We start from the raw sequence: 22,216 nt of genomic DNA, 5'->3' as shown, positions 1-22,216 counted from the left end.
GTGAGCCTGTCACCAGGGCACTGCTCCGCCGTCGTCGAAGAATCCGCCGGTCGGTCCGTCGTCGGACAGGGTCGCGAGGTGAATCGCGATCGCCGCGCCCTGGTGGGGGGTGCGGACGCCCTGGAAGCCGTTGAGGTCGGTGGCGGTGAAGCCGGGACAGCCGGAGTTGATCAGGATGTCGGTGTCGCTCAGTTCCTTGGCGTAGTGGACGGTGACGGCGTTGAGGAAGGTCTTGGACGCCAAGTACGCCGCGGGAACCGGGCCCATGTCGATGCCGGGCGTGGTCTGCAGGGTGAGCGAGCCGACACTGCTGGACATGTTCACGATCCGGGGCGACGCCGAGCGGCGCAGCATGGGCAGCATCGCGTTGGTGACGCGGATGACCCCGATCACGTTGGTCTCCACGACGACATCCAAAGCCGCCGGCGACCTCGTCCGCACCGCGTGTGCGTGCCGGGCTTCGCGCGCCGACCCTGATCCGCCGCGCAGGCCCTAGAACTCCGGTGCCCCGAAGCGGGCCAGCAGGTGCCAGACCCGCTTCACGGCCTGACGGTCGTGGCGGCCCGACTCGGCCGCCGCCTGGACGAGGCGGGCGTCGAGCCGGCCGCCCTCGGCGATCTCGGCGCCGAGCTCCACGTACTCCGGCCCCCGATACGCGGGATGGCGCCGCAGCTCCGCGACGGAGAGGCGGAAGCCGCCGTGCCACTCCACCGGACACGGCAGCGTGCGGGCGGCGGCCTCCACCTCCGTACCGCGGAACGACGGGTCCAGGACCAGCGCCTCCACGTCCCGTCCGAGCTCCACCGGCCCGTGCACCTGGGCCTCGACGTAGTCGTCGAGCGCGTCCTGGCCGTCGGCGAGGGCGAGCGCGATCAGTCCGGCCGTACGGTCCGCGACGCCGAAGTCCGTGGGTTCGAGGACGCTGTCCGGATAGCAGAAGGTGGTCCGCGCGAGGGTGTCGGCGGTCAGCCGCAGATGCGCCGAACCGAAGCGCGGCGCCGCCCCGTACGGGCGGCGCCGGTGGTCGAGCGCGCCGTACACGGGCCGCTCGTGCGCCGGGGCGTCGTCGTACGCGCCGCCGAAGATCCGGCTCTCCCAGCGCCACCGGTCCCCGCCGGGATGCGCGGTCAGACCGCCGTTGCCGGTGCCGGTGACGAACTGCGAGCGGTAGACGCCGTCCTCGGCAAGGCGCGACAGGAAGGTGGGATGGAAGTTGAGCGTCACCCGCGGCGCCGGTGCGACGGGCTCGCCGGTGGCGAGGGCGGAGACATGGGCGAGGGCGCGGCGCGGCCGGGGCAGAAGGTCCATCGGCGCAGTCTGCCGTGGGTCCCGGCCTTGCGTCGTGCGCTTTTCGCCGCCTAGGGTCGGGGCGTGGAGGGAAAGCGCTTGCTGGGGTAGGGGCGGGTTCCGGCCGCCCCGTACGATCACGGCCCCACCGACCCGTCCGACCGGCGCCCACCTGCCGGATCGGCGCCCACCGGCCGGACCGGCCGGACCGGCCGTACCAGCCGTACCGGCACCGCAGACACGAGCAGGGGAGGGCCCGCGTGCCCCGCAGCACCGCCACGGACGTCCTCGTCTACACCCGCACCGCCGGCTACCGCCACGACTCCATCCCCGCCGGAGCCGCCGCGCTCACCGGCCTGGCCACCGCCGCCGGACTCACCCCCGAGACCACCGAGGACCCCGCGGCCTTCACCCCCGGCCGGCTCGCCCGCTGCGCCGCCGTCGTCCTCCTCTCCACCACCGGCACCGTGCTCACCGACGCGGGCCGGGCCGCCTTCGAGGCGTACGTACGGGGCGGGGGCGGCCTCCTCGTCGTGCACGCCGCCGCCAACGCCGAGCCCGACTGGCCGTTCTACGGCGAACTCCTCGGCACCCGCTTCGCCGGCCACCCGCCGCTCCAGCCCGGCACCGTACTCGTCGAGGACCCCGCCCACCCGGCCACCGCCCCGCTGCCGGAGCGCTGGGACCGCACCGACGAGTGGTACGAGTACAGCAGCCACCCGCGCGCCGCCGGTGTCCACGTCCTCGCGGGTGCCGACGAGACCAGCTACGAGGGCGGCACCCTCGGTGCCGACCACCCGCTGGTGTGGTGCCGCGAGGCGGCCCCGGGCCACGGCCGGATCCTCTTCACCGCGCTCGGCCACGCCATCGAGGCATATGCCGATCCTGTCTTCCGCGCGCACCTGGACGGCGCCCTGCGCTGGGTGACGGGCCGCTGACCGCTGCCGGCCGCCGCGGGGCGGCGGCCGGGTGCTTCGGCCGGCCCTGATCCACAAGACCTCTGGCCGTCACCCCGCCGCCCCGCCCCGATTTGCGGCCCGCGCCCGGTCGCGGAAGCGTGACGGGTGGGGGAGTTTGCGCGCGGGGGCTCCAGGTCAGGAGGAGACGACATGGGCATCGCCAGCGTGAACCCGGCGACCGGTGAGACACTGCGGACGTACGAGGCCCACGGGCCGGCCGAGGTCGAGCGCCGGATCGACGCCGCCCACGAGGCGTACCGCCAGTACCGCACCACGCCCTTCGCCGAGCGCGCCCGGCTGATGCGGGCGGCCGCGTCCCTCCTCGACGAGGACGCCGAGGACATCGCCCACACCATGACCACCGAGATGGGCAAACCGATCGTCGCCGCCCGCGCCGAGGCCGCCAAGTGCGCCAAGGCCATGCGCTGGTACGCCGAACACGCCGAGGCCCTGCTCGCCGACGAGCACCCCGCCGAGCACGACGTCCAGGACTCCGGCGCCGACCGCGCCCGGGTGCACTACCGGCCGCTCGGCACCATCCTCGCCGTGATGCCGTGGAACTTCCCGCTCTGGCAGGTCGTCCGCTTCGCCGCGCCCGCGCTCATGGCCGGCAACACGAGCCTCCTCAAGCACGCCTCCAATGTGCCGCAGACCGCGCTCTATCTCGGCAACCTCTTCCACCGGGCGGGCTTCCCGGACGGCTGCTTCCAGACCCTCCTCATCGGCTCCGACGCCGTTGAGGGCGTGCTGCGCGACCCCCGGATCGCCGCCGCGACCCTCACCGGCAGCGAACCCGCCGGCCGCTCCGTCGCCGCCGTCGCCGGCGACGAGGTCAAGAAGACCGTCCTGGAACTGGGCGGCAGCGACCCGTACATCGTCATGCCCTCCGCCGACCTGCCCCGCGCCGTGAAGACCGCGGTCACCGCGCGCGTACAGAACAACGGCCAGTCCTGCATCGCCGCCAAGCGCTTCATCGTCCACCAGAACGTCTACGACGACTTCGCCGAGCGCTTCACCGCCGCCATGAACGCCCTCACCGTCGGCGACCCGCTCGACGACGACACCGACGTCGGCCCGCTCGCCACCGAACAGGGCCGCACCGACCTCGAAGCGCTCGTCGACGACGCCGTGAACAAGGGCGCCACCGTGCTCTGCGGCGCCGGCCGCCCGCCCGAGCTGCCCCGCGGCTGGTTCTACCGCCCCACCGTGCTCACCGGCATCACCCCCGAGATGCGCGTCCACCGCGAGGAGACCTTCGGCCCGGTCGCCACGCTCTACCCGGTCGCCGACATCGAGGAGGCCGTCACCGTCGCCAACGACTCGCCCTTCGGCCTGAGTTCGAACGTCTGGACCCGCCGCGACGAGGACATCGCCTTCTTCGTACGGGACTTGGAGGCGGGCGGAGTCTTCGTCAACGGCATGACCGCCTCCCACCCCGCCCTGCCCTTCGGCGGCATCAAGCGCTCGGGTTACGGGCGCGAGCTCTCCGGCCACGGCATCCGCGAGTTCTGCAACGTCACGACGGTGTGGCAGCGCGCCTGAAAACGGGCGGCCGGGAGGCCGGAAGGCTACGTAGGCTGCGCGACATGAGCAAGGGGAATGCCCGGAACGACAGGAACGACAGGAACGACAGGAACGGCGGGAACGACGGGAAGGACCGGATACGGAAGCTGGTGGCGCAGCGGCCCGACCTGCGGGATGTCAGTGGGCTGGTGGAGGAGGCGGAACGGCGGGTCGCCAAGGGCGACGCGGTCTTCGCCGCCGACCTCGGCATCGCGCTCGCCCGTGCGGATGCGGGTGCGGAGGGAGGGTAGGGCGATGCGGGAACCGGGCTCGGCGAGGGCGTCCGGCAGTACGGCTACGTCCGTGACGACCTGCTGCGGCTGCTCGCGTTCACGCCCGGCGCCGACAACGTCGCCCAGGCCCTCCGCCTGGCGAGCAGCGCCGATCCTGCCGTCCGGGGCCGCGCCCGCTCCCTCGCCTCGGTCCTCGCCTCCGCCCAGCGCCCCGAGGACCTCGTCGCCGTCTTCCGCGGACCGGCTTCGGAGGAACTGCGCGCCTGCCTCGTCCACGAGCTCGTGCTGCGCGGCGCCGCCGTGGACGAGATCCCCGGGATCGCGCGGTGGGCAACCTCCCCGCACTGGCGCCACCACCCCCTGGGCGGACTCCCGTTGACTCGCTCTCCGCTGGAGGAGGGCGCCGATCTTCCCCACCACTACGCGCGCGGCGGCGAGAGCCACACCATGCCTTACGGGCCCGGCGACGTCGTCGCGATGCCCGCCCCGGACGTCCGGGTGCCGGCCGCCCGCGACGTGACGGCCGAGCATCCGGGCACCGCCACCTCTCTGGCCTCGGCCGTCACGAACTGGACGGAGGGTTCCAACGGCACGATCGAGGCCCGGGTCTTCACCTTCGACGAGGAACTTTCCCCGTTCGGGATTCCCGCCGCCCTGCCCACCCTGGGCCTCGCCTGTCTGCACGGGGTGGGCCCGAAGACCCGCCCGGCGGCCGGGCTTTCACACCCGGCCGATGCCTGGCGTGCCCTCTTCTCCGCCGCTTCCTGGGGCGGCGCGTACAACAACGGCGAGTACGGCGCCTACGGCCGACTCCTCGCCTGGCGCTCCCTGGCGGCCCTCGCCGGCTGCCCGGACCCGGAGAACGCCACGACGGGCGAGATCGAGGCGCGGGCGAGGGACTGCGACTGGTACGAGCTCAAGGCCGATACCGACTGGTTCCAGCAGGTGGCCTGGGACATCGGCCTTGCCGCCCTGTCCCCGGACGGGCGCCGTCTCGCCGTCCTCGCGGCGACGGACACGGACTGAGCGCGGATCGAGGCGGCCAGCCGCCCTCGGGGCCCGGCCCCGGGCGTGACCGGAGAGTCCTGGGAGGGGTGCCGCGGGCGTGCCCCATGCCCGCGTCGCCTGGCCGCACGCTCGCTGCCTCCCCTCGGCCCTGGCGGCGCCTGGGGAGGCCCCGGGCACCGGACGCCGTGAGCGGCTGTCCCAAGGGGCGGGCGGCGCTCCTGCCGGACACGCACCAGCCCGCTCACCGCCCCCGCCCTACCCCCGCGTCCACGCCAACAGCTCCTCCACTCCCCACGTGTTGATCACCCGCTCCGCCGGCACCCCGCACTCCTCCGCCCGCGCGCAGCCGAAGATCTGCCACTCCAGCTGGCCCGGGGCGTGGGCGTCCGTGTCGATCGCGAAGTGGACTCCGGCGGCGACCGCCTGGCGGAGCAACCGGCGGGGCGGGTCGAGGCGTTCGGGGCGGCTGTTGATCTCGACGGCCGTGCCGGACTCCGCGCAGGCCGCGAAGACCCGGTCCGCGTCGAACTCGGACTCGGGGCGCAGCCGGCCGCCGCTCACCAGGCGGCCCGTGCAGTGGCCGAGGACGTCCAACAGCGGGTTGCGCACCGCACGTTCCATGCGCCGCGTCATGGCGCGGGCGTCCATCCGGAGCTTCGAGTGGACCGAGCCGACCACCAGGTCGAGCCGGTCGAGGAGTTCGGGCTCCTGGTCGAGCGAGCCGTCCTCCAGGATGTCGCACTCGATGCCGGTGAGCAGGCGGAACGGCGCCCACTCCTCGTTCAGGCGGGCCACCACGTCCAGTTGCTCGCGCAGGCGGTCCGGAGAGAGTCCGCGTGCGACCTTCAGGCTGGGGGAGTGGTCCGTCAGGACCGTCCATGCGTGGCCGAGGCGGGCCGCCGTGCGGCCCATGTCCTCGATCGTGCTGCCGCCGTCCGACCAGTCCGAGTGGACGTGGCAGTCGCCACGCAGCGCCGCCCGCAGCGTCTCGCCGCCCCGCACCTCGGGGACCGGGATCTCCCGCTCAAGACGCTCCAGGTACTCCGGCACCTGCCCGGCGAGCGCCTCGCGCACCACGGCCGCCGTCTTGGGACCGATGCCCTTCACGGACTCCAGGGTCCCGGCGGCCGCCCGCGCCGCCGTCTCCTCCGCGCCGAGGGCGGTGATGGCGGCGGACGCGGTGTGGAACGCCCGTACGCGATACGTGGGTGCCTGCGAGCGTTCGAGCAGGAAGGCGATCCGTTCCAGCGCCGCCACCGGGTCCATCGCCCGCACCACCCTTCACTCGCGGCGGTCCGGGCCCACCCCCGGACCCAGCCCGCCTTCGGCCCCGACCCCGACTCAGCCCGCGCCGCCGAAGCCGTTCGCCGAGCCCGGTCCGATCTCGCACCACACCGCCTTGCCCTCGCCGCGCGGCTCCACGCCCCACCGCGAGGCGATCGCGTCCATCAGGAGCAGCCCGCGCCCCGACGTCGCCGCCTCACCGGGCGTGCGCCGGCGCGGCCAGGCGCTCGACCGGTCCTGCACTGAGAGCCGTACCCGCCGCACCGGTTCGGGAAGGACCTCCAGGGTGAGCACCGCGCCGCCCTCGGTGTGCAGGAGGACGTTCACCAGCAGCTCGCCCGTCAACAGCTCGGCGTCGTCGGCGAGTTCGGGCATGCCCCAGTCCACGAGCGCCTGCCCCACCGCTGACCGCGCGTCCGACAGGCCCTGCGGGTCGGCCTGGTGGATGTACTGGTGGATGCGCGGCGCCTTCGGCGTGCCGGGGTCGGGGCTGCGCCGCAGGACGAGCAGCGCCACGTCGTCGCCCGAGCCCCAGCGCTCCCACAGCCGCTCCGACAGATGGTCGGCCAGCGCCTCCGCCTGCGGCGGCCCGCTGCCCACCGCCTCCGCGAGCGCGTCCAGACCCGACTCGATGTCCGTACCCGGCTGCTCCACAAGACCGTCCGTGCACAGCACCAGCGTCTCGCCCGGCACCAGGTCGAGGCGGGTCTCCGGGAACTCCTCGTCGTTGAAGACCGTCGCGAGCCCCAGCGGCAGCCCACCGCGCAGTTTCGGCCGGCCGACCCGCCCGTCGGTGTGCCGGATCAGCGGCCCCAGATGCCCCGCCCGTACCCCGCGCACCGTGCCGCCGGCCAGGTCCACCTGCGCGTACGTGCAGGTCGCGAAGCGATTCGTGTCCAGTTCCGCGAGGAAGCGGGAGGCCCGGGCCAGGACCGTGGACGGGGCGTGGCCCTCGCCCGCGTACGCCCGCAGAGCGATCCGCAGCTGCCCCATGATCGCGGCGGCGTGGGTGTCGTGACCCTGGACGTCGCCCACGACCACCCCGACCCGCCCGCGCGGCAGCGGGATCACGTCGTACCAGTCGCCGCCGACCTGCCGTCCGCTCCACGCCGCGTGATAGCGCACCGCGATCTCGCCGCCCGTGATCTCCGGGATCCGGCGCGGCAGCATCGTCGCCTGCAGCCCGGTCGCCAGCTCCCGCTCCTCGTCGAAGAGGATCGCCCGCTGGAGCGACTGCGCCACGATCGCCGCGAGACCGAGCAGCAGATTGCGCTCGTCGGCGTTGAACGTGCTGCGCCGCCGGTAGAACAGCGCCATCCCGCCGAGCGACCGGGCCTGTGCCACGAGCGGCAGATAGCAGGCCGACCGGAACGGCATCCGGTTCACGTACGGAGCCAGCTCCGGGAAGTCCTGCGCGAGGGTGAGGAACGACGGTACGAAACGGGGCCGGCCGCTCAGCACCGTCTCCGCCAGCGGCAGCCCCCGGTCCAGACGGCGGCTGCGGAAGTCCTCGAAGGCCTCCAGGGACTCCCCGGTCAGCGCGATCAGATTGAGCGAACCGTGCTCCACCAGGCCCAGCGCGAGGCCCTCCGCGCCGAGCCGCGCGAGCCCGCCGGGACCGGTCAGCGCGGCCGTCACGTCGTCCACGGTCACCGCCCGCGACAGCGCGTGCGTCGTCCGCTCCACGATCGTCGTCTGCGCCTCGCGGCGCTTCTCCAGATCGAGCACGAAGGCCGAGTGCGTCACCTCGGCCGTCGCGTCGCGCACGATCCCCACGATCCGGTGCGCCATCCCGGAGTCCCGGCGCAGGATCCGCGCCTGCACATGCGTCCATTGGGGTGTACCGTCGCCCCGCTCCAGGCGTACATGGGCCGTGTACGAGGACCGGCCACCGGTGATCGCGTCCCGGATCACCCGCTCCAGGCGGGTCCGCTCGGCGGGGTCCATATCGCCCACGAGCGTCCCCGGCCGCCCGTCGAACGCGTCCGGCTCCACGCCGAAGACCAGCAGCCCCGCGTCGTCGACATCGATGGTGCCGGTGTCGAGATCCCAGTCGAAACTGCCGGTGCGGTTCATGGCGAGGCGCTCGGTCGGCCCGATCTCGCCGCCGCGCGTGCTCCGCTCCTCATCGGTCATCCTCCTCATTGTCGAACCGGCACCCCGCGCACGCCATGGCTCGGACGACGCCACGCGGGCGGATTCGGCAGAATGGCCCGGTGCAGTCGCCCCCAGACCCCGCCCCGTCCTACCGCGTCCTCGGGCCCGCCCGGGCCCGTCGCGCCGACGGCGGCGAAGCCGTCCTCGGCGGCGCCCGGCTCCGGGCCCTGCTCACCGCGCTCGCCGCGGCGGGCGGGCGCACCGTCGCCCCCGACGCCCTGATCGCCCAGGTGTGGGCCGACGACACCGACGACGACCGGCTCGCCGCCCTCCAGGCCCTGGTGGGGCGGCTGCGCCGGGCCCTCGGCCGGGGCGCCGTCGTCTCCGCCCCCGGCGGCTACCGCCTCGCCGCCGCCCCCGACGACATCGACCTCTTCCGCTTCGAACGGCTCGCCGACGAGGCGGTACGGGAGCTGGACGCCGCCCGGCCCGAGCGCGCCGCGCGGCTCCTCGACCGCGCCCTCGGGCTCTGGTACGGGCCCGCCCTCGCCGACCTGCCCGGCCACGCCGCCGACCCGCTCGCCGTACGGGCCGAAGCGCGCCGCGACCGCGCCCGGCGCGACCGGCTCGCCGCGGACGTCGCCCTCGGCCGCGCCCGCGAGACCCTCGCCCCACTCGCCGCCCTCACCGCCGAGCACCCCCTCGATGAGCCCCTGCACGCCCTTCGCCTGCGCGCCCTGCGTGCGGCCGGCCGGCCCGCCGAGGCGCTGGCCGCCTACGAGACGGCCCGCCGCGCGCTCGCCGACCATCTCGGCACCGAGCCCGGCCCGGAACTCACCGCCCTGTACCGGGAGTTGCTGGCAGGTGCCGAGGCCGCTTCCCCTCCGGCACCGCCCGAGGTGCGGCGGGCCCTGCCCGCCCCGCTGACCTCCTTCCTCGGCCGTGACGCGGAACTGCGCGACGTGACCGACGAGTTGACCCGTTCCCGGCTCGTCACCCTGACCGGCCCCGGCGGCGTCGGCAAGACCCGCCTCGCCCTGGCGGCCGCCGGCACTGCCCCAGGGATTCAGGTCCATCTCGTCGAACTCGCCGCCGTCCGCGAGGAGTCCGACGTCTCCACCGCCGTCCTGGCCGCTGTCGACGCCCACGAGACCCAGATCTGGAGCGGCTCCACCCTCCCGGACGCGGCCGCCCACGACCCCTTCGCCGCCCTGGTGGACCACTGCGCGCGCCGCCGTCTTCTCCTCCTCCTCGACAACTGCGAACACGTCGTGGGCGCGGCGGCGAGACTGGCGGGCGAGCTGCTGGCCCGCTGTCCGGGCGTGACAGTCCTCGCGACCAGCCGTGAGCCGCTTGGCGTCCCGGGGGAGGTGCTGCGCCCGGTGGGCCCGCTGCCGGAGGCGACCGCGCTGCGGCTCTTCGCCGAGCGGGGCGCGGCGGCCCGCCCGGGCTTCTCGGTCGACGAGGGCCGGGACCGGGAGGCGGCCGCGGAGATCGTGCGCCGTCTGGACGGTCTGCCGCTCGCGATCGAACTGGCCGCGGCCCGCCTGCGCATGCTCACGCCGCGCCAGATCGCCGACCGCCTCGACGACCGTTTCCGTCTCCTGACCTCGGGCGCCCGTACCCTCCTGCCCCGCCAGCAGACCCTGCGCGCGGTCGTCGACTGGTCCTGGGACCTCCTGGACGAGCCGGAGCGTGCGGTCCTGCGGCGCCTGTCGGTGTTCACGGGCGGCTGCGACCTGGAGGCGGCGGAGGCGGTCTGCGCGGAACCGGAGAGCGCCGGGCCGATCGGCCCGGCGCCCGGCCCGTGCGGCTCTGCGGGTCTGCCCGGCGGACCCGTCGGCCCGGCCATGCCGGCGCCGGGTCACCGCGGTGGCCCGGATGCCGCCCCGGCCCCGGCGGGCGCGTCGGCCCCCGGCCGTCCCGACCTGTCCGGGACGGCGGCCGCGTCCGGCTCTGCCGGTCTGCCCGGCTCCGCCGGCAGCCGACTCGGCGGTTCCGACGGCGATATGGTCTCGGTCGCAGCGACCCCGGGCATCGCGCGCGGCTCCGCCGCCGCGCCCGTCGGCTTCGCCCACGCCCCTGTGGGCGCGGCCGCCCCCGGCGGCCTCACCGCAGGCCCGGCTGCGGGTGCTGCCGACGCTCCCGCCGGCGTCCCCGCCACCCTCGTCCTCGACGTCCTCGGTTCCCTCGTCGACAAGTCCCTCGTCGTCGCCACCCCCACCGACGCCGGTATGCGCTACCGCCTCCTGGAGACCGTCGCCGAGTACGCCGCCGAGCGGCTCGACGAGGCGGACGGGGAGGCAGGCGGCGAGGCGGGCGGGGACCGGGGCGCCACCGAGCGGCGGCACCTCACGTACTACCGCGAGCTCGCCCGGCTCACCGACCCCGAGCTGCGCGGGCCGCGGCAGCGGTTCGGGCTCGCGCGGTTGGAGGTCGAGCACGACAACATCCGGGGAGCGCTGCGTACCGCCGTGCGCCTGGGGGCCGAGCAGGATGTGCTGTGCGTCGTGCTGGCCATGAGCTGGTTCTGGCAGTTGCGGAACCATCATCATGACGCGCGCACCTGGGCGCGGGCCGCGGCCGGGCTCGGGCCCGATCCGTTCGGGGCGCCCGTGCGGGCCGCGGAGGCGTTCGAGGGGCGGTGTGGGGATGTGGCACCGCCGTGGGCGGGGGAGCGGTTGTGGGAGGCGCGGCGGGGCGGGCGGATGCTGGTGCTCGCCACGGAGGGAGGGGGCCGGGCGACCGCGCCGGAGGAGTCGGAGACCCGGGCACGCCTCGACGCGGTGATCGCCGCGTACCGGCCGGGGCTGCCGCAGGTCTGCCGGCACCCCGGCACGATGTGGTTCTTCTCCCAGCTGATGACGGGCCGCTTCGCCGGCCTCGACGAGACGCTCGCCGCGCTGGTGGCCGCCGCCCGCGCGCACGGCGACGGCTGGGACGTCGCCTTCGCGCTGCTGATCCGCGCCAAGCTGCTCGGCGGGCAGGAGCGGGACGCGGAGGAGTCGCTGGCCCGTTTCGAGGAGGCCGGCGACGCGTGGGGGATCGCCGAGGCGCTGGCCGCCCGCGGTGAGACGTACGAGCGGGCGGGCCGCACCGCCGAGGCCGCCGCCGACTTCGAGCGCGCCGTGGACGCGGTGGCCCTGCTCGGCGCGCGCTCCCAGATCCCCGTGTTCCGGGCGCTGTTGGCGGCCGTCCGGCTCCGGACGCCCGAGGTGGCGGCCGACCCGGCCGCGCGGGAGGCCGCCGAGCGGATGCTGGTCGACGCGGCCGAGGCGTCCGGCGAGTCAGGTGTCGAGGCGGTCAGCACCGCCCGGCTGCTGCTCGCCCAGCACTACGGCAACACCGGCCGCACCGGACTGGCCCGGGAGCAACTGCACTCCATGCAGACAGAGTTCGGCGAGCTCACCCCCGGCCTGTTCCAGGGCATGCTCGACGGGCTCGGCGCCTGGCTCGACTGCGTGGACGGGCGGTTCGCGGCGGCCGAGGCCCGACTCGGCGGCGCCGTACGGGAGATGGAGGCCCTGGCGTACCTGGTGGCGCCGTATCTCGTCGTCACCCAGTTCGCCACCGCCGCCTGGGCCCGGGCCGGGAGCGGCGCCGCCGAGGAGGGCGCGCGGCTCCTCGGCGCGTACGACGCCCACCGCACCACCCCCGGCGGCGCGGGCATCCGCCCGCTGACCGCCACCACCGAGGCCTCGGTCCGCGTGCACGCCGAGCGTGCCCTGCGCGCCGTCCTCGCACCGGAGGCCTTCACCGCGTGTCACGAGGAGGGCGGCGCGCTCACCGTACGTGAGGCGGCGGCGCTCGTACGGGAAACGGAACCCGCTCGCACGGCGCGCCGATCACCGGAGCGACACCAAGGGTGACCAGCCGCATCCACGGGGTCAGCGGCCGTACGGCGGTCACCCGGACCCGGTACAGGGCCCGCCACCGCCCGGCCACCGGCCCGGATGCGGGGCCGCGAGCGGGACACGAGAATGGCCAGTGCCTGCAGAACATTGCAGAAGAGGAGGCTCACGGAATGAACGGTGACACCGACAAGACGTCCCGGGGGGCCGGGGGGGACATGCCCACGCCCGACCGGCTGCTGCACTCGGGGTCCGAGGGCGAGTACACGGCCGAGGACGTGGTCCTCGCCTCCGGCCGTGACGTGAATCCGAAGAATCTGGCCTGGGCCGAGCGGCGCATGGCGGAGAAGGGGCGGCGCGCCTGCATGGACGAGCTGCTCCCCTGACCTGAGGGCGCACGGCGCGCCCTGAGGCGGGAGACGGACAGGCCCGTACGCCGCCATCGGCCCGCGCCCGGGCCTTCCGCGGTCGTACGGGCCTTCCTGCCGCGGTCGCGCACGCCTTCCGCAGGCGCAGGGGGCGCGGGCCTTCCGCATTTATGGAACACGTTCTACCGTGGCGCAGCACCGCGCGGAGCCATCGGCCACGGGAGACGCCATGCATCTCGAGTACACGCCCGCCCAGCACCGCCTGCGCGCCGAGCTGCGTGCCTACTTCGCCGAACTGGTCCCCGAGGACGTCCACGCGCGGTACGCCGACCCGGCCGCCCAGAAGCGCTTCTACCGGGAGACCGTGCGCCGCCTCGGTGCCGACGGCTGGCTGGGGGTCGGCTGGCCCACCGAGTACGGCGGGCGCGGGCTCGGCGCGATGGAGCAGTTCATCTTCTTCGACGAGGCCGCCCAGGCCGGCGTACCGCTGCCGCTGATGGCCCTCAACACCGTCGGACCGACGATCATGCGGTTCGGCACCGACGAGCAGAAGGCGTACTTCCTGCCCCGGATCCTCTCCGGCGAGATCGACTTCGCGATCGGCTACAGCGAGCCCGACGCCGGCACCGATCTCGCCGCCCTGAAGACCCGGGCGGTGCGCGAGGGCGACGAGACCACCGGGCACTACACGGTCGACGGCCAGAAGATCTGGACCACCAACGGCGACACCGCCGACTGGGTCTGGCTCGCGGTGCGCACCGACCCCGACGCCCCGCCGCACAAGGGCATCACCATGCTGCTCGTCCCCACGTCCGACCCCGGCTATTCCTGCACCCTCATCAACACCCTCGCCTCCCACGACACCACCGCGAGCTACTACGAGAACGTCCGCGTCCCCTGCTCGCGCCGGGTCGGCGAGGAGAACAAGGGCTGGCGGCTGATCACCAACCAGCTCAACCACGAGCGCGTCACCCTCGCCGCCCACGGCACGATGGCCATCCGCGCCCTCCACGACGTGCAGCGCTGGGCCGCCGGCACCGAACTCGCCGACGGGCGCCGGGTCCTCGACCTCGGCTGGGTCCGCCGCACCCTGGCCCGCACCCACGCCCGCCTCGACGCGATGAAACTCCTCAACTGGCAGATGGTGAACGCCGTCCAGAACGGCACCCTCACCCCCCAGGACGCCTCCGCCGTCAAGGTCTACGGCTCCGAGGCGCGCCGCGACGCCTACGCCGCCCTCATGGAGGTCACCGGCGCGGCCGGCGCACTGAAGGAGGGCTCGGCCGGCGCGGTGCTGCACGGCGAGCTCGAACGCGGCTACCGCTCCGCCGTCATCTTCACCTTCGGCGGCGGCAACAACGAGATCCAGCGCGAGATCATCTCCTGGATCGGCCTGGGCATGCCCCGCGTCCGCCGCTGACCGACCGGCCCACGACGAGGGCCACGTCACGAGGAGCGCCGATCCGGAGGGCGGGGGTCATGTCCCCAGGGCCCGGGCGAGCAGTGCTCGTCGGCTGTGGGTGCCGGTCTTCGCGAAGACCGACTTCAGATGGTCCTGCACCGTGTGCTCGGACAGGAACAGGGCGCCCGCCAGGGCGTGGCTGTCGGCGCCCTCCGCGAGCAGCGCGAGGAGTTCCCGTTCGCGCTCGCTCAGTCCGTACGCCCGGCCGAAGATCTCCAGGCGTTCCGCCGGTGTGGACTCCTCGATCGTGACGGCGATCAGCCCCTCCGCCCCACCCCCCGATTCCTCGATCCGGGCCGCCCGCAGCGTCAGCCACAGCCCGTCCGCCAGATGCACCCTGGCCCGCGCCGGATGCCCGTCCACGCCCGCCTCCCGGGCGAGCAGCTGTGCCGCCACGTTGTACGCGGCCGCCGGCACCGGCGCGCTGCCCTCCTCCGGCGGGATCAGCCGGGCGAGATAGGCGTCCGACTCCGGGGTACGGCCCCGCACCCGCAGGTCCGGCCCGAGCAGCAGCACCAGCGGACCCGGCCGCACGGTGCCCGCCGGCCGGGCCGTGAACGTCGCCGCCTGCCCCGCCCGCAACGCCGCGGTCACCGGAGCCGCGAAGCGGTCCAGGAGGCCGAGCTCGGCGGGGCCGAACTCCGCCCCGTACCGCCACAGATCGAGGAAGCCCCAGCAGCCGTGCCGGTCCCGGAACACCATCGAGGCCAGGTCCCGCACGCCCAGCGGACGCAGCGCCTCCGCCCACATCGGGCCGCGCGCCCCGGGCTCGTACCCGCTGAGCGCGGCGGCCCCGGTCAGCGAGGTCCAACGATTGACCGGAGTCAAGTATTTCAGCCGCACTACCCGGGGCAGGTCCTGTACGTCGGGGATGCGCGCCACCGGGGCGCAGCCCACCTCCGTCACCGGATCGGTCAGCAGGAAGGCGAAGGCGTCGAAGCCGAGCACCGGCCGCAGTTCCCGCAACAGCCGCACCCGCAGCTCCCGCAGCTCCCGCGTGTCACCGCCGGCCGCCGCCGCGCAGATCCGGGTGATCCGCTCGTACGACCGGTCGTACGCCGTGGGGGAGGGCATGGAGCGGAGCGTACGGGCCGGAACCCCAGGGATCTGGGATGTCGCCGCCGCGCCGCCCCGCTCCACCCTGGGAGGACGGAACGTCACCTGTGCGACCACGATCACCAGGAGGAACCGTGATCACCCTCCACATCGAGCACCCCGTCACCGACTACGCCGTGTGGAAGCGCGCCTTCGACCGCTTCGCCGCCGCCCGCGCCGAAGCCGGAGTGCTGCGGCACACCGTGCGCCGCCCGCTCGACGACCCCGCCTATGTCGTCGTGGACCTCGGCTTCGCCGAAGCGGAGCAGGCCGAGCGCTTCCTCGGCTTCCTCACCGCCACGGTCTGGGCGGAACCGGCCAACTCGCCCGCCCTCGCCGGGCGTCCGCGGACCCGTGTACTCGCCGTCGAGGAGGACGTGCGGTCGCGGGAGGACCTGCAGCCGCTGGAGGACATGCGGCAGACTGACACGGTTCGATCATGACGCTGTCATGACAGTCCCCCAGCTCGTCGAGGAGCCGTGCCCTTGAGCGTCACCATCCCAGGACAGATAGACATCGCGGGCCCGGTCGGCAAACTGCTCCACCGGCGCCCGCTCCACAACACCACGGTCATGCAGTCCTTCGGCATCGACCCCGGCTCCGGCGACGTCTTCGTCCTCCAGATCATGGACGGCGGGCTCCAGCTGCCCGACGAGCCCGCCCCCGTCGACTACGCCACCCGCAAGACGCAGGGCGACCTCTGCCTCACCCGCCTCACCGAGGCCGGCGCCATCGCCGGGCACATGTATCTGCGCGGCTTCGGACACGGCGTCAACCTCGGCGTCGAGAACCGCGCCGGGACGATCTGGCTGTGGACCGAGGCCGCCTCCACACCCAACAGCAAGAACGAGGGGTACGGCACCGCCGTCGTCTCCTTCGAGTACGCCGACGGCGACGTCGTCGACTCCGGCACCGCCCGCCACACCCCGGCCTACACCCCGGACCCGGCCGCCCGCTTCCTCACGCCCACCATCGACCACAGCGCGGGCGAACTCGTGCTCCGCTACAGCCTCGGCGGCGCGACGACCTACGCGCGCTACGACCTGGCCCGGGCGGCGGCGGGGGACTGGCAGGCCCTCCAGCTGCTCGTCCCGGCCGTCCCCGCCGACGGCACCGACTTCCAGGGGTACGCGTCCCACGCCGGCGTGCTCTACACGCTCAAGGGCCAGAGCCTCGACACCGTGCCGCTGCCCGGCAACACGTACCTCACCGCCTTCGAGTGGGCCACCGGCGCCCAGCTCGACCACCAGCACATCACCGCGGGCCCCGGCCTCGCCTGGCGCGAGGCCGAGGGGCTGGCCGTCTCCGTGCGCGACGGCGTGCCGCACCTGCACCTCGGCTTCGCCTGCGAGGACCCCGCCCCGCGCACCTGCACGATCATGTCGCTGTCCGGCGCCGCCGAGACCGACGGTGTCAAGGTCCTCACCGACTGGCAGCCACTCGCCCCGGCCGCCGGGGTGACGGCATATCAGCACACCCCGCGCGCCCGGCTGATCAGCCTCGCCGGCACCACCACGCTGCAGTTCTCGGGCGGCGTCCAGGGCCCCTTCACCGCCGACGCCGTGCTCGGCACACTGCCCGACGCCCTCACCCCGAGCGTCACCGCCCGGGCCACGGTGCCCACCGGCGACACGCCTACCGGGCCCGCCGTCGCCCGGGTCGAGGTCGGCAGCGACCGCGCCGTACGGCTCTACGGCGCCCGCACCACCGCCCCGATCGCCTGGGCCCAGCTCGACGCCTTCAGCGCCGTCTGGCGCTGACCACCCCCCACCCCCCCACGCGTACAAGGAGTCCCATGTCCCACAACCGCCGCAGCGTCCTCGGCGCCGCCCTCGCGCTGCCCGCCGCCCTCACCGTCGGCGGCCTCGCCGCCGCCACCCCGGCCGCCGCCGAGGCCGGCACCGTCGATGCCGGGGCCTGGACCCCGCTGGTCCTGGAGCCCGGGATCACCCCCAACGCGGCCGCCACCCCCGAGGTGCGGCTCGTCACCCTCGCCGGCACCACCTTCCTCCAGGCCCGCGGACTGATCACCTGCAGCCTCACCGCCGACACCCGGATCGGCCGGCTGCCCGACGGCTTCGCCCTCCCCACCGCCACCGTGCGCGCCACCGCGCCCCGCAACAACAGCCAGGGCGTCAACGCCTGCCGCTTCGAGATCAACGCGGCCGGCTCCGTGACCCTCTTCGGCGCCAACACCGGCAACCCGATCACCTGGGTGCAGTTCGACTCGGTGCAGACGGTCTGGCACTGACCGTTCCCGTCCCCGCCCGCCGCGCCTAGCCTGAAGTCATGGAACCCGGCCCGAGCACACCGCCCGCGCCCCCACCCGACCCCGGCCTCTTCGGCCCCCGGTCCGTCACCTGGCAGCTCCACAGCGACCCGGTCATGTGGATCGGCGGGGTGCGCGCCCTGTACCTGCAGGCGCTGCACCCCGCCGCGGTCCGCGGCGTCATGATCAACAGCGACTTCCGCAAGGACGCCTGGGGCCGCCTCATGCGCACCGCGAGCTTCGTCGGGACGCTCAGCTACGGCACCACCGAGGCCGCGGAGGCGGCCGGCGCCCGCGTGCGCAAGATCCACCGGCTGCTCGGGGTGGACGACCCCGAACTGCTGCTCTGGGTGCACTGCGCCGAGATCGACTCGTACCTGGACGTCGTCCGCCGCTCCGGCATCCCGCTCTCCGACGCCCAGGCCGACCGCTACGTCGACGAGCAGCGCACCGCAGCCCGGCTCGTCGGCCTCGACCCCGGCACGGTGCCCGGCGGCACCGCAGCGCTCGACGCGTACTTCGTCGAGATCCGGCCACGGCTCGCCGCCGGGGCGGACGCCCGTACCGTGGACGACTTCCTGCGCCGGCCCCCGGTTCCGCCCGCCCTCGTGCCCGCGCGCGAGGTGTTCTGGCGGCGCGTGGCCGCCCTCGCGTACGACTCCCTGCCCCCGTACGCCCACGAGCTGTACGGCAGGCCCGCGCCGCCCGCCGAGACGGTCACCCGGCGTCTCACCGCCACCGCCAATCTGCTGCGCTGCATCCCGGGGCGGCTGCGCTGGCGGCTGCCGCCGCGGCACATCCTGCGTGCGATGGACCGGCTCGGCCCGCAGACCCGACCCGCGCCGTTCAGACTGTCCGAGGAGGCAGCCATACTGGACGGGCCGGGGAAGGGGCCGCAGTACGACGAGGCAGACCGGCATCACAACGGGGCAGACGGGGGCGACAGCACGCGATGGCGGACACGGACACCAGGCTGATCCAGGGCCGGTACCGGCTGCACGAGGTGATCGGCCGCGGCGGCATGGGCGAGGTGTGGCGGGCCACCGACGAATCGCTCGGCCGGCGCGTCGCCGTCAAGTGCCTGCGCCCGCTCGGCCAGCAGCGCGATCCGGCCAACCTGGCCGTGCTCCGCGAGCGCTTCCGGCGCGAGGCCCGGGTGGCCGCCGCGCTCCAGCACCGGGGCATCACCGTCGTGCACGACTTCGGCGAGCACGACGGCGTGCTCTTCCTCGTCATGGAGCTCCTGGAGGGCCGCAACCTCAGCCAGCTGCTCAGCGACAACAGCAAGCAGCCGCTGCCGGTGCCCGAGGTCGTCGACATCGCCGAGCAGGTCGCCGAGGCCCTCGCCTACACCCACCGCCAGGGCGTGGTGCACCGCGACCTCAAGCCCGCCAACATCGTGCGGCTCGGCGACGGCGGCACCGTCAAGATCTGCGACTTCGGGATAGCGCGCCTCGGCGCCGACATCGGCTTCACCTCCCGCCTCACCGGCACCGGCATCGCCATGGGCACCCCGCACTACATGAGCCCGGAGCAGATCGGCGGCGGCGAGGTCGACCACCGCAGCGACCTCTACTCGCTGGGCTGCGTGCTCTACGAGATCGCCACCGGTGTGCCGCCCTTCGACCTGGACGACACCTGGGCCATCCTCATCGGCCACCGTGACACCGTGCCCGCGCCGCTGCGCAGCCACCGCGCCGAACTCCCCGGCTACCTCGACACGCTCGTCCTCGACCTGCTCGCCAAGACCCCCGACGGGCGCCCGTCGGACGCCGCCGAGCTGCGCGACCGGCTCGCCTCGGGCCGCACCAGCGGCGCCTGGACCCTGCCGCCGCCGGCGCCGCCCGCTCTGCCGGCGTGGGCCCTCGCCCGCGATCTCGTCCGGGGCCGCCCGGCCGCCTTCACCCTGGCCGGCCGGCCCGCCGTGCCCGGCCACGAGGCGGCGGCCGCGCTGACCGTCGCCTGGACCCGGGAGTCCGGCTCCGGCGGGCCGGAGCCGACCGTCGCCGCGAGCCCGGAGCTCGTCGCCGTGCTCGCCGGCCGGCACCGGGCGGGCCTCGGCCTCGGCCGGCTCGGCCGCTGGCGGGAGGCCGCCGACCTGCTCCGTACCGTCGAACGGGACCGCGGACACGTCCTCGGCGCCGACCACGCCGACACCCTCGCCAGCGGCTACGAACTCGGCTTCGCGCTCGCCCGGCTCGGGCGCCCCGCCGAGGCGCTGCGCCAGTTCGAGGCGGTCGCCGAGGGCCGCGCCCGCACCCTCGGCCCCGACCACGCCGACACCCTCGCCGCCCGTCAGGAGACCGGCTACGTCCTCGGCGGCCTCGGCCGCCACACCGAGGCCTGCGCGGTGTACGAGACGGTGCTCGCCGCCCGCGAGCGCACCATGGGCGCCGAGCACCCCGACACCCTGCGCTGCCGCCACAACCTGGCGTACACCCTCGGCCGGATCGGCCGCGTCCCCGAGGCGTACGCGGCGGCCCGCGAGGTCGCCGACGCCCGCGCCCGCCTTCTCGGCCCCGAGCACCCGGACACCCTGGCCACGCGGTACGAGGTGGGGCACGCACTCGGCGGCCTCGGCCGCTGGGCGGACGCGCTCACCCAGTACCGCGAGGTCGCCGAGGCCCGCGCCGGGGTGCTCGGCCCGGATCACCCCGACACCCTCGCCGCGCGCTACGAGGCGGGCATCTGCCTCGGCCGGCTCGGCCGCGCCGAGGAGGCCGAGGCGCTCTACCGCGAGCTCGTCGCCGCCCGCACCCGCACCGCCGGACCCGAGCACCCGGAGACCCTGCGCGCCCGGCACGGCCTGGGCGTCAACCTGGGCCGCCTCGGGCGCTGGGAGGACGCCCTGGCCGAGGCCAGGGAGGTCGCCGGGGCCCGCGCCCGGGTGCTCGGCGCCGACCACGCCGACACCCTCGCCAGCCACCGCGAGACCGCCATCGCGCTCGGCTGGCTCGGGCGCTGGGAGGAGGCCCTCGCCGCGCACCACCAGGTGACCGAGGCCCGCACCCGCCTCCTCGGCCCGGACCACCCCGCCACCCGCACGGCCCGCGCGGACGAGGCCCACTGCCGGGACCGCCTGCGGGGGTAGGAACCACCCGCGCGGCTTCGTACGCACCCTGGTGGGACCGGCCGATCGGTGTTAGCAAGGGGCATGACAGCTTCCGCCTCCGCCTCCGTGCCCTCGTCCGCACCGCAGGGCTCCTACGACGCCGTCATCGTGGGCGGCGGGCACAACGGCCTCGTCGCCGCCGCCTACCTCGCCCGCGCCGGACGCAGCGTCCTGGTCCTCGAACGGCTCGGCCACACCGGCGGCGCCGCCGTCTCCACCCGGCCCTTCGCCGGGGTCGACGTCCGCCTGTCCCGCTACTCGTACCTCGTCTCGCTGCTCCCCGAGAAGATCGTGCGCGAGCTGGGGCTGCGGTTCGCCGTGCGGAAGCGTTCCGTCTCCTCGTACACCCCCTACGGCGACTCCGGCCTCCTGGTCGGCGGCGACCGGGAGCGCACCCGGGCCTCCTTCGCCGCGCTCACCGGCTCCGAGCGCGAGTACGAGGCCTGGGAGGCCTTCTACGGGCGCACCGCGCGCGCCGCGCGCCGGATCTTCCCCACGCTCACCGAGCCGCTGCCGACCCGCGACGGGCTGCGCGCCCTGGTCGACGACGCGGAGACCTGGGACATGCTCTTCGAGCAGCCGCTCGGCGTCGCCGTCGAGAAGCACTTCTCCGACGACCTGGTGCGCGGAGTCGTCCTCACCGACGGCCTCATCGGCACCTTCGCCGACGCCCACGACCCCTCCCTGCTCCAGAACCGCTGCTTCCTCTACCACGTGATCGGCAACGGCACCGGGGACTGGGACGTCCCCGTCGGCGGCATGGGCGCGCTCACCGACGCCCTCGCGGACGTGGCCCGCGCCGCCGGTGCGACCGTGCTCACCGACCACGAGGCGACCCGGATCGAGACCGACGGCAGCCACGCCGAGGTCACCTACCGCACCCCCGACGGCGAGGGGGTGACCGGAGCGGGGCACGTCCTGGTGAACGCCTCCCCGCAGGCCCTCGCCGCCCTCCTCGGCGACCCGGCGCCCACCCCCGCCGAGGGCGCCCAGCTCAAGGTCAACATGGTGCTCACCCGGCTGCCCAGGCTCCGGGACCGCTCCGTCGACCCGCGCGAGGCCTTCTCCGGCACCTTCCACATCGCCGAGGGGTACGGGGAGCTGGCCGCCGCCCACGCCGAGGCCGCCGCCGGCCGGCTGCCCGCCGCGCCGCCCTCGGAGATCTACTGCCACACCCTCACCGACCCGAGCATCCTCGGCCCCGAGGCCGCCGCGCGCGGCTACCAGACCCTCACCCTGTTCGGACTGCACGCCCCCGCCCGGCTGTTCGCGGCCGACCCGGACGGCGCCCGCGACGCCCTGCTGAAGGCGACCCTCGCCCAGCTCGACGCCCGCCTCGACGAGCCGATCGCCGACTGCCTGGCCCGTGACGCCGACGGCCGGCCCTGCATCGAGGCCAAGACCCCGCTCGACCTCGAACGCGAGCTCCGGCTGCCCGGCGGGCACATCTTCCACCGCGATCTGTCCTTCCCGTACGGCGAGGAGGGCGGCGGCCGCTGGGGCGTCGAGACCGGCCGGCCCAACATCCTGCTGTGCGGCGCGGGCGCGGTCCGCGGCGGCGGGGTCAGCGGCGTACCCGGGCACAACGCGGCGATGGCGGTGCTCGAAGGACCGGCGGGCTGACGGAC

The 22,216-nt window shown here is 74.9% G+C and carries 16 protein-coding genes and 2 pseudogenes; 13 read left to right on the top strand and 5 right to left on the bottom strand.

Annotated elements, in window-relative coordinates; genetic code table 11:
- Positions 1-9 precede the first annotated feature (9 nt).
- Both AB0C73_RS16895 and AB0C73_RS16890 read right to left on the bottom strand, forming a co-directional pair.
- Positions 10-435, bottom strand: a pseudogene (locus AB0C73_RS16895) (SDR family NAD(P)-dependent oxidoreductase); the annotation flags it as partial.
- A 57-nt stretch (positions 436-492) separates the two neighbouring features.
- Positions 493-1,308 (bottom strand): DUF3626 domain-containing protein, encoded by an 816-nt coding sequence (locus AB0C73_RS16890; RefSeq protein WP_362530164.1) that lies wholly within the window; start codon positions 1,306-1,308, stop codon positions 493-495.
- 239 nt (positions 1,309-1,547) lie between these two features.
- On the opposite strand from AB0C73_RS16890, the gene AB0C73_RS16885 reads away from it, so the two are divergent.
- From AB0C73_RS16885 to AB0C73_RS16870, 4 genes and pseudogenes are all read left to right on the top strand, one after another.
- The gene (locus AB0C73_RS16885; RefSeq protein WP_362530162.1) at positions 1,548-2,225 is read left to right on the top strand and encodes a ThuA domain-containing protein; all 678 of its coding nucleotides are present in this window, start codon (positions 1,548-1,550) and stop codon (positions 2,223-2,225) included.
- 171 nt (positions 2,226-2,396) lie between these two features.
- Entirely contained in the window at positions 2,397-3,788 is a 1,392-nt protein-coding gene (locus tag AB0C73_RS16880) for an NADP-dependent succinic semialdehyde dehydrogenase (protein WP_362530160.1), read from the top strand.
- A gap of 44 nt (positions 3,789-3,832) precedes the next feature.
- Positions 3,833-4,060, top strand: a complete 228-nt coding sequence (locus AB0C73_RS16875; RefSeq protein WP_362530157.1) for a hypothetical protein — start codon at positions 3,833-3,835, stop codon at positions 4,058-4,060.
- A gap of 36 nt (positions 4,061-4,096) precedes the next feature.
- Positions 4,097-5,068 (top strand): annotated as a pseudogene (locus AB0C73_RS16870) (DUF6183 family protein); the annotation flags it as partial.
- Positions 5,069-5,305: 237 nt separating this feature from the next.
- On the opposite strand, the gene AB0C73_RS16865 reads toward AB0C73_RS16870, so the two are convergent.
- Complete coding sequence (locus AB0C73_RS16865) at positions 5,306-6,316, bottom strand: PHP domain-containing protein (protein WP_362530156.1); 1,011 nt, start codon at positions 6,314-6,316, stop codon at positions 5,306-5,308.
- 75 nt (positions 6,317-6,391) lie between these two features.
- Positions 6,392-8,470, bottom strand: a complete 2,079-nt coding sequence (locus AB0C73_RS16860; RefSeq protein ID WP_362530153.1) for a SpoIIE family protein phosphatase — start codon at positions 8,468-8,470, stop codon at positions 6,392-6,394.
- 80 nt (positions 8,471-8,550) lie between these two features.
- Between AB0C73_RS16860 and AB0C73_RS16855 the strand changes: the two genes are divergently transcribed.
- The 3 genes from AB0C73_RS16855 to AB0C73_RS16845 all read left to right on the top strand — a co-directional run bounded on the left by AB0C73_RS16855 (position 8,551) and on the right by AB0C73_RS16845 (position 14,070).
- Positions 8,551-12,300: a BTAD domain-containing putative transcriptional regulator gene (locus AB0C73_RS16855; RefSeq protein ID WP_362530150.1), complete on the top strand. Its 3,750-nt coding sequence runs from the start codon at positions 8,551-8,553 to the stop codon at positions 12,298-12,300.
- Positions 12,301-12,455: 155 nt separating this feature from the next.
- Positions 12,456-12,668 (top strand): hypothetical protein, encoded by a 213-nt coding sequence (locus tag AB0C73_RS16850; RefSeq protein ID WP_362530148.1) that lies wholly within the window; start codon positions 12,456-12,458, stop codon positions 12,666-12,668.
- Between the two features lie 211 nt (positions 12,669-12,879).
- Entirely contained in the window at positions 12,880-14,070 is a 1,191-nt protein-coding gene (locus AB0C73_RS16845; RefSeq protein ID WP_362530145.1) for an acyl-CoA dehydrogenase family protein, read from the top strand.
- Between the two features lie 57 nt (positions 14,071-14,127).
- On the opposite strand, the gene AB0C73_RS16840 is transcribed toward AB0C73_RS16845, so the two are convergent.
- Complete coding sequence (locus AB0C73_RS16840; protein WP_362530143.1) at positions 14,128-15,186, bottom strand: LuxR C-terminal-related transcriptional regulator; 1,059 nt, start codon at positions 15,184-15,186, stop codon at positions 14,128-14,130.
- A gap of 116 nt (positions 15,187-15,302) precedes the next feature.
- On the opposite strand from AB0C73_RS16840, the gene AB0C73_RS16835 reads away from it, so the two are divergent.
- From AB0C73_RS16835 to AB0C73_RS16810, 6 genes are all read left to right on the top strand, one after another.
- On the top strand, positions 15,303-15,650 hold the full coding sequence (locus tag AB0C73_RS16835; RefSeq protein WP_362530140.1) for a hypothetical protein: 348 nt from the start codon (positions 15,303-15,305) through the stop codon (positions 15,648-15,650).
- A gap of 42 nt (positions 15,651-15,692) precedes the next feature.
- Entirely contained in the window at positions 15,693-16,967 is a 1,275-nt protein-coding gene (locus AB0C73_RS16830) for a hypothetical protein (RefSeq protein WP_362530137.1), read from the top strand.
- A gap of 35 nt (positions 16,968-17,002) precedes the next feature.
- The gene (locus AB0C73_RS16825; RefSeq protein ID WP_362530134.1) at positions 17,003-17,458 is read left to right on the top strand and encodes a hypothetical protein; all 456 of its coding nucleotides are present in this window, start codon (positions 17,003-17,005) and stop codon (positions 17,456-17,458) included.
- A 38-nt stretch (positions 17,459-17,496) separates the two neighbouring features.
- Positions 17,497-18,453, top strand: a complete 957-nt coding sequence (locus AB0C73_RS16820; RefSeq protein WP_362530133.1) for an oxygenase MpaB family protein — start codon at positions 17,497-17,499, stop codon at positions 18,451-18,453.
- Entirely contained in the window at positions 18,429-20,567 is a 2,139-nt protein-coding gene (locus AB0C73_RS16815; RefSeq protein WP_362530130.1) for a serine/threonine-protein kinase, read from the top strand. Before AB0C73_RS16820 ends, AB0C73_RS16815 begins: the two co-directional genes overlap by 25 nt.
- A 63-nt stretch (positions 20,568-20,630) precedes the next feature.
- On the top strand, positions 20,631-22,211 hold the full coding sequence (locus AB0C73_RS16810) for an NAD(P)/FAD-dependent oxidoreductase (RefSeq protein WP_362530127.1): 1,581 nt from the start codon (positions 20,631-20,633) through the stop codon (positions 22,209-22,211).
- Positions 22,212-22,216: the final 5 nt, after the last annotated feature.

Origin of the sequence: Streptomyces sp. NPDC048623, assembly GCF_040650755.1 — a bacterium.
Lineage (GTDB): Bacteria > Actinomycetota > Actinomycetes > Streptomycetales > Streptomycetaceae > Streptomyces.
The sequence above is the reverse complement of the archived record's forward strand: the minus strand, read 5'-3'. Positions and strand labels throughout refer to the sequence as shown.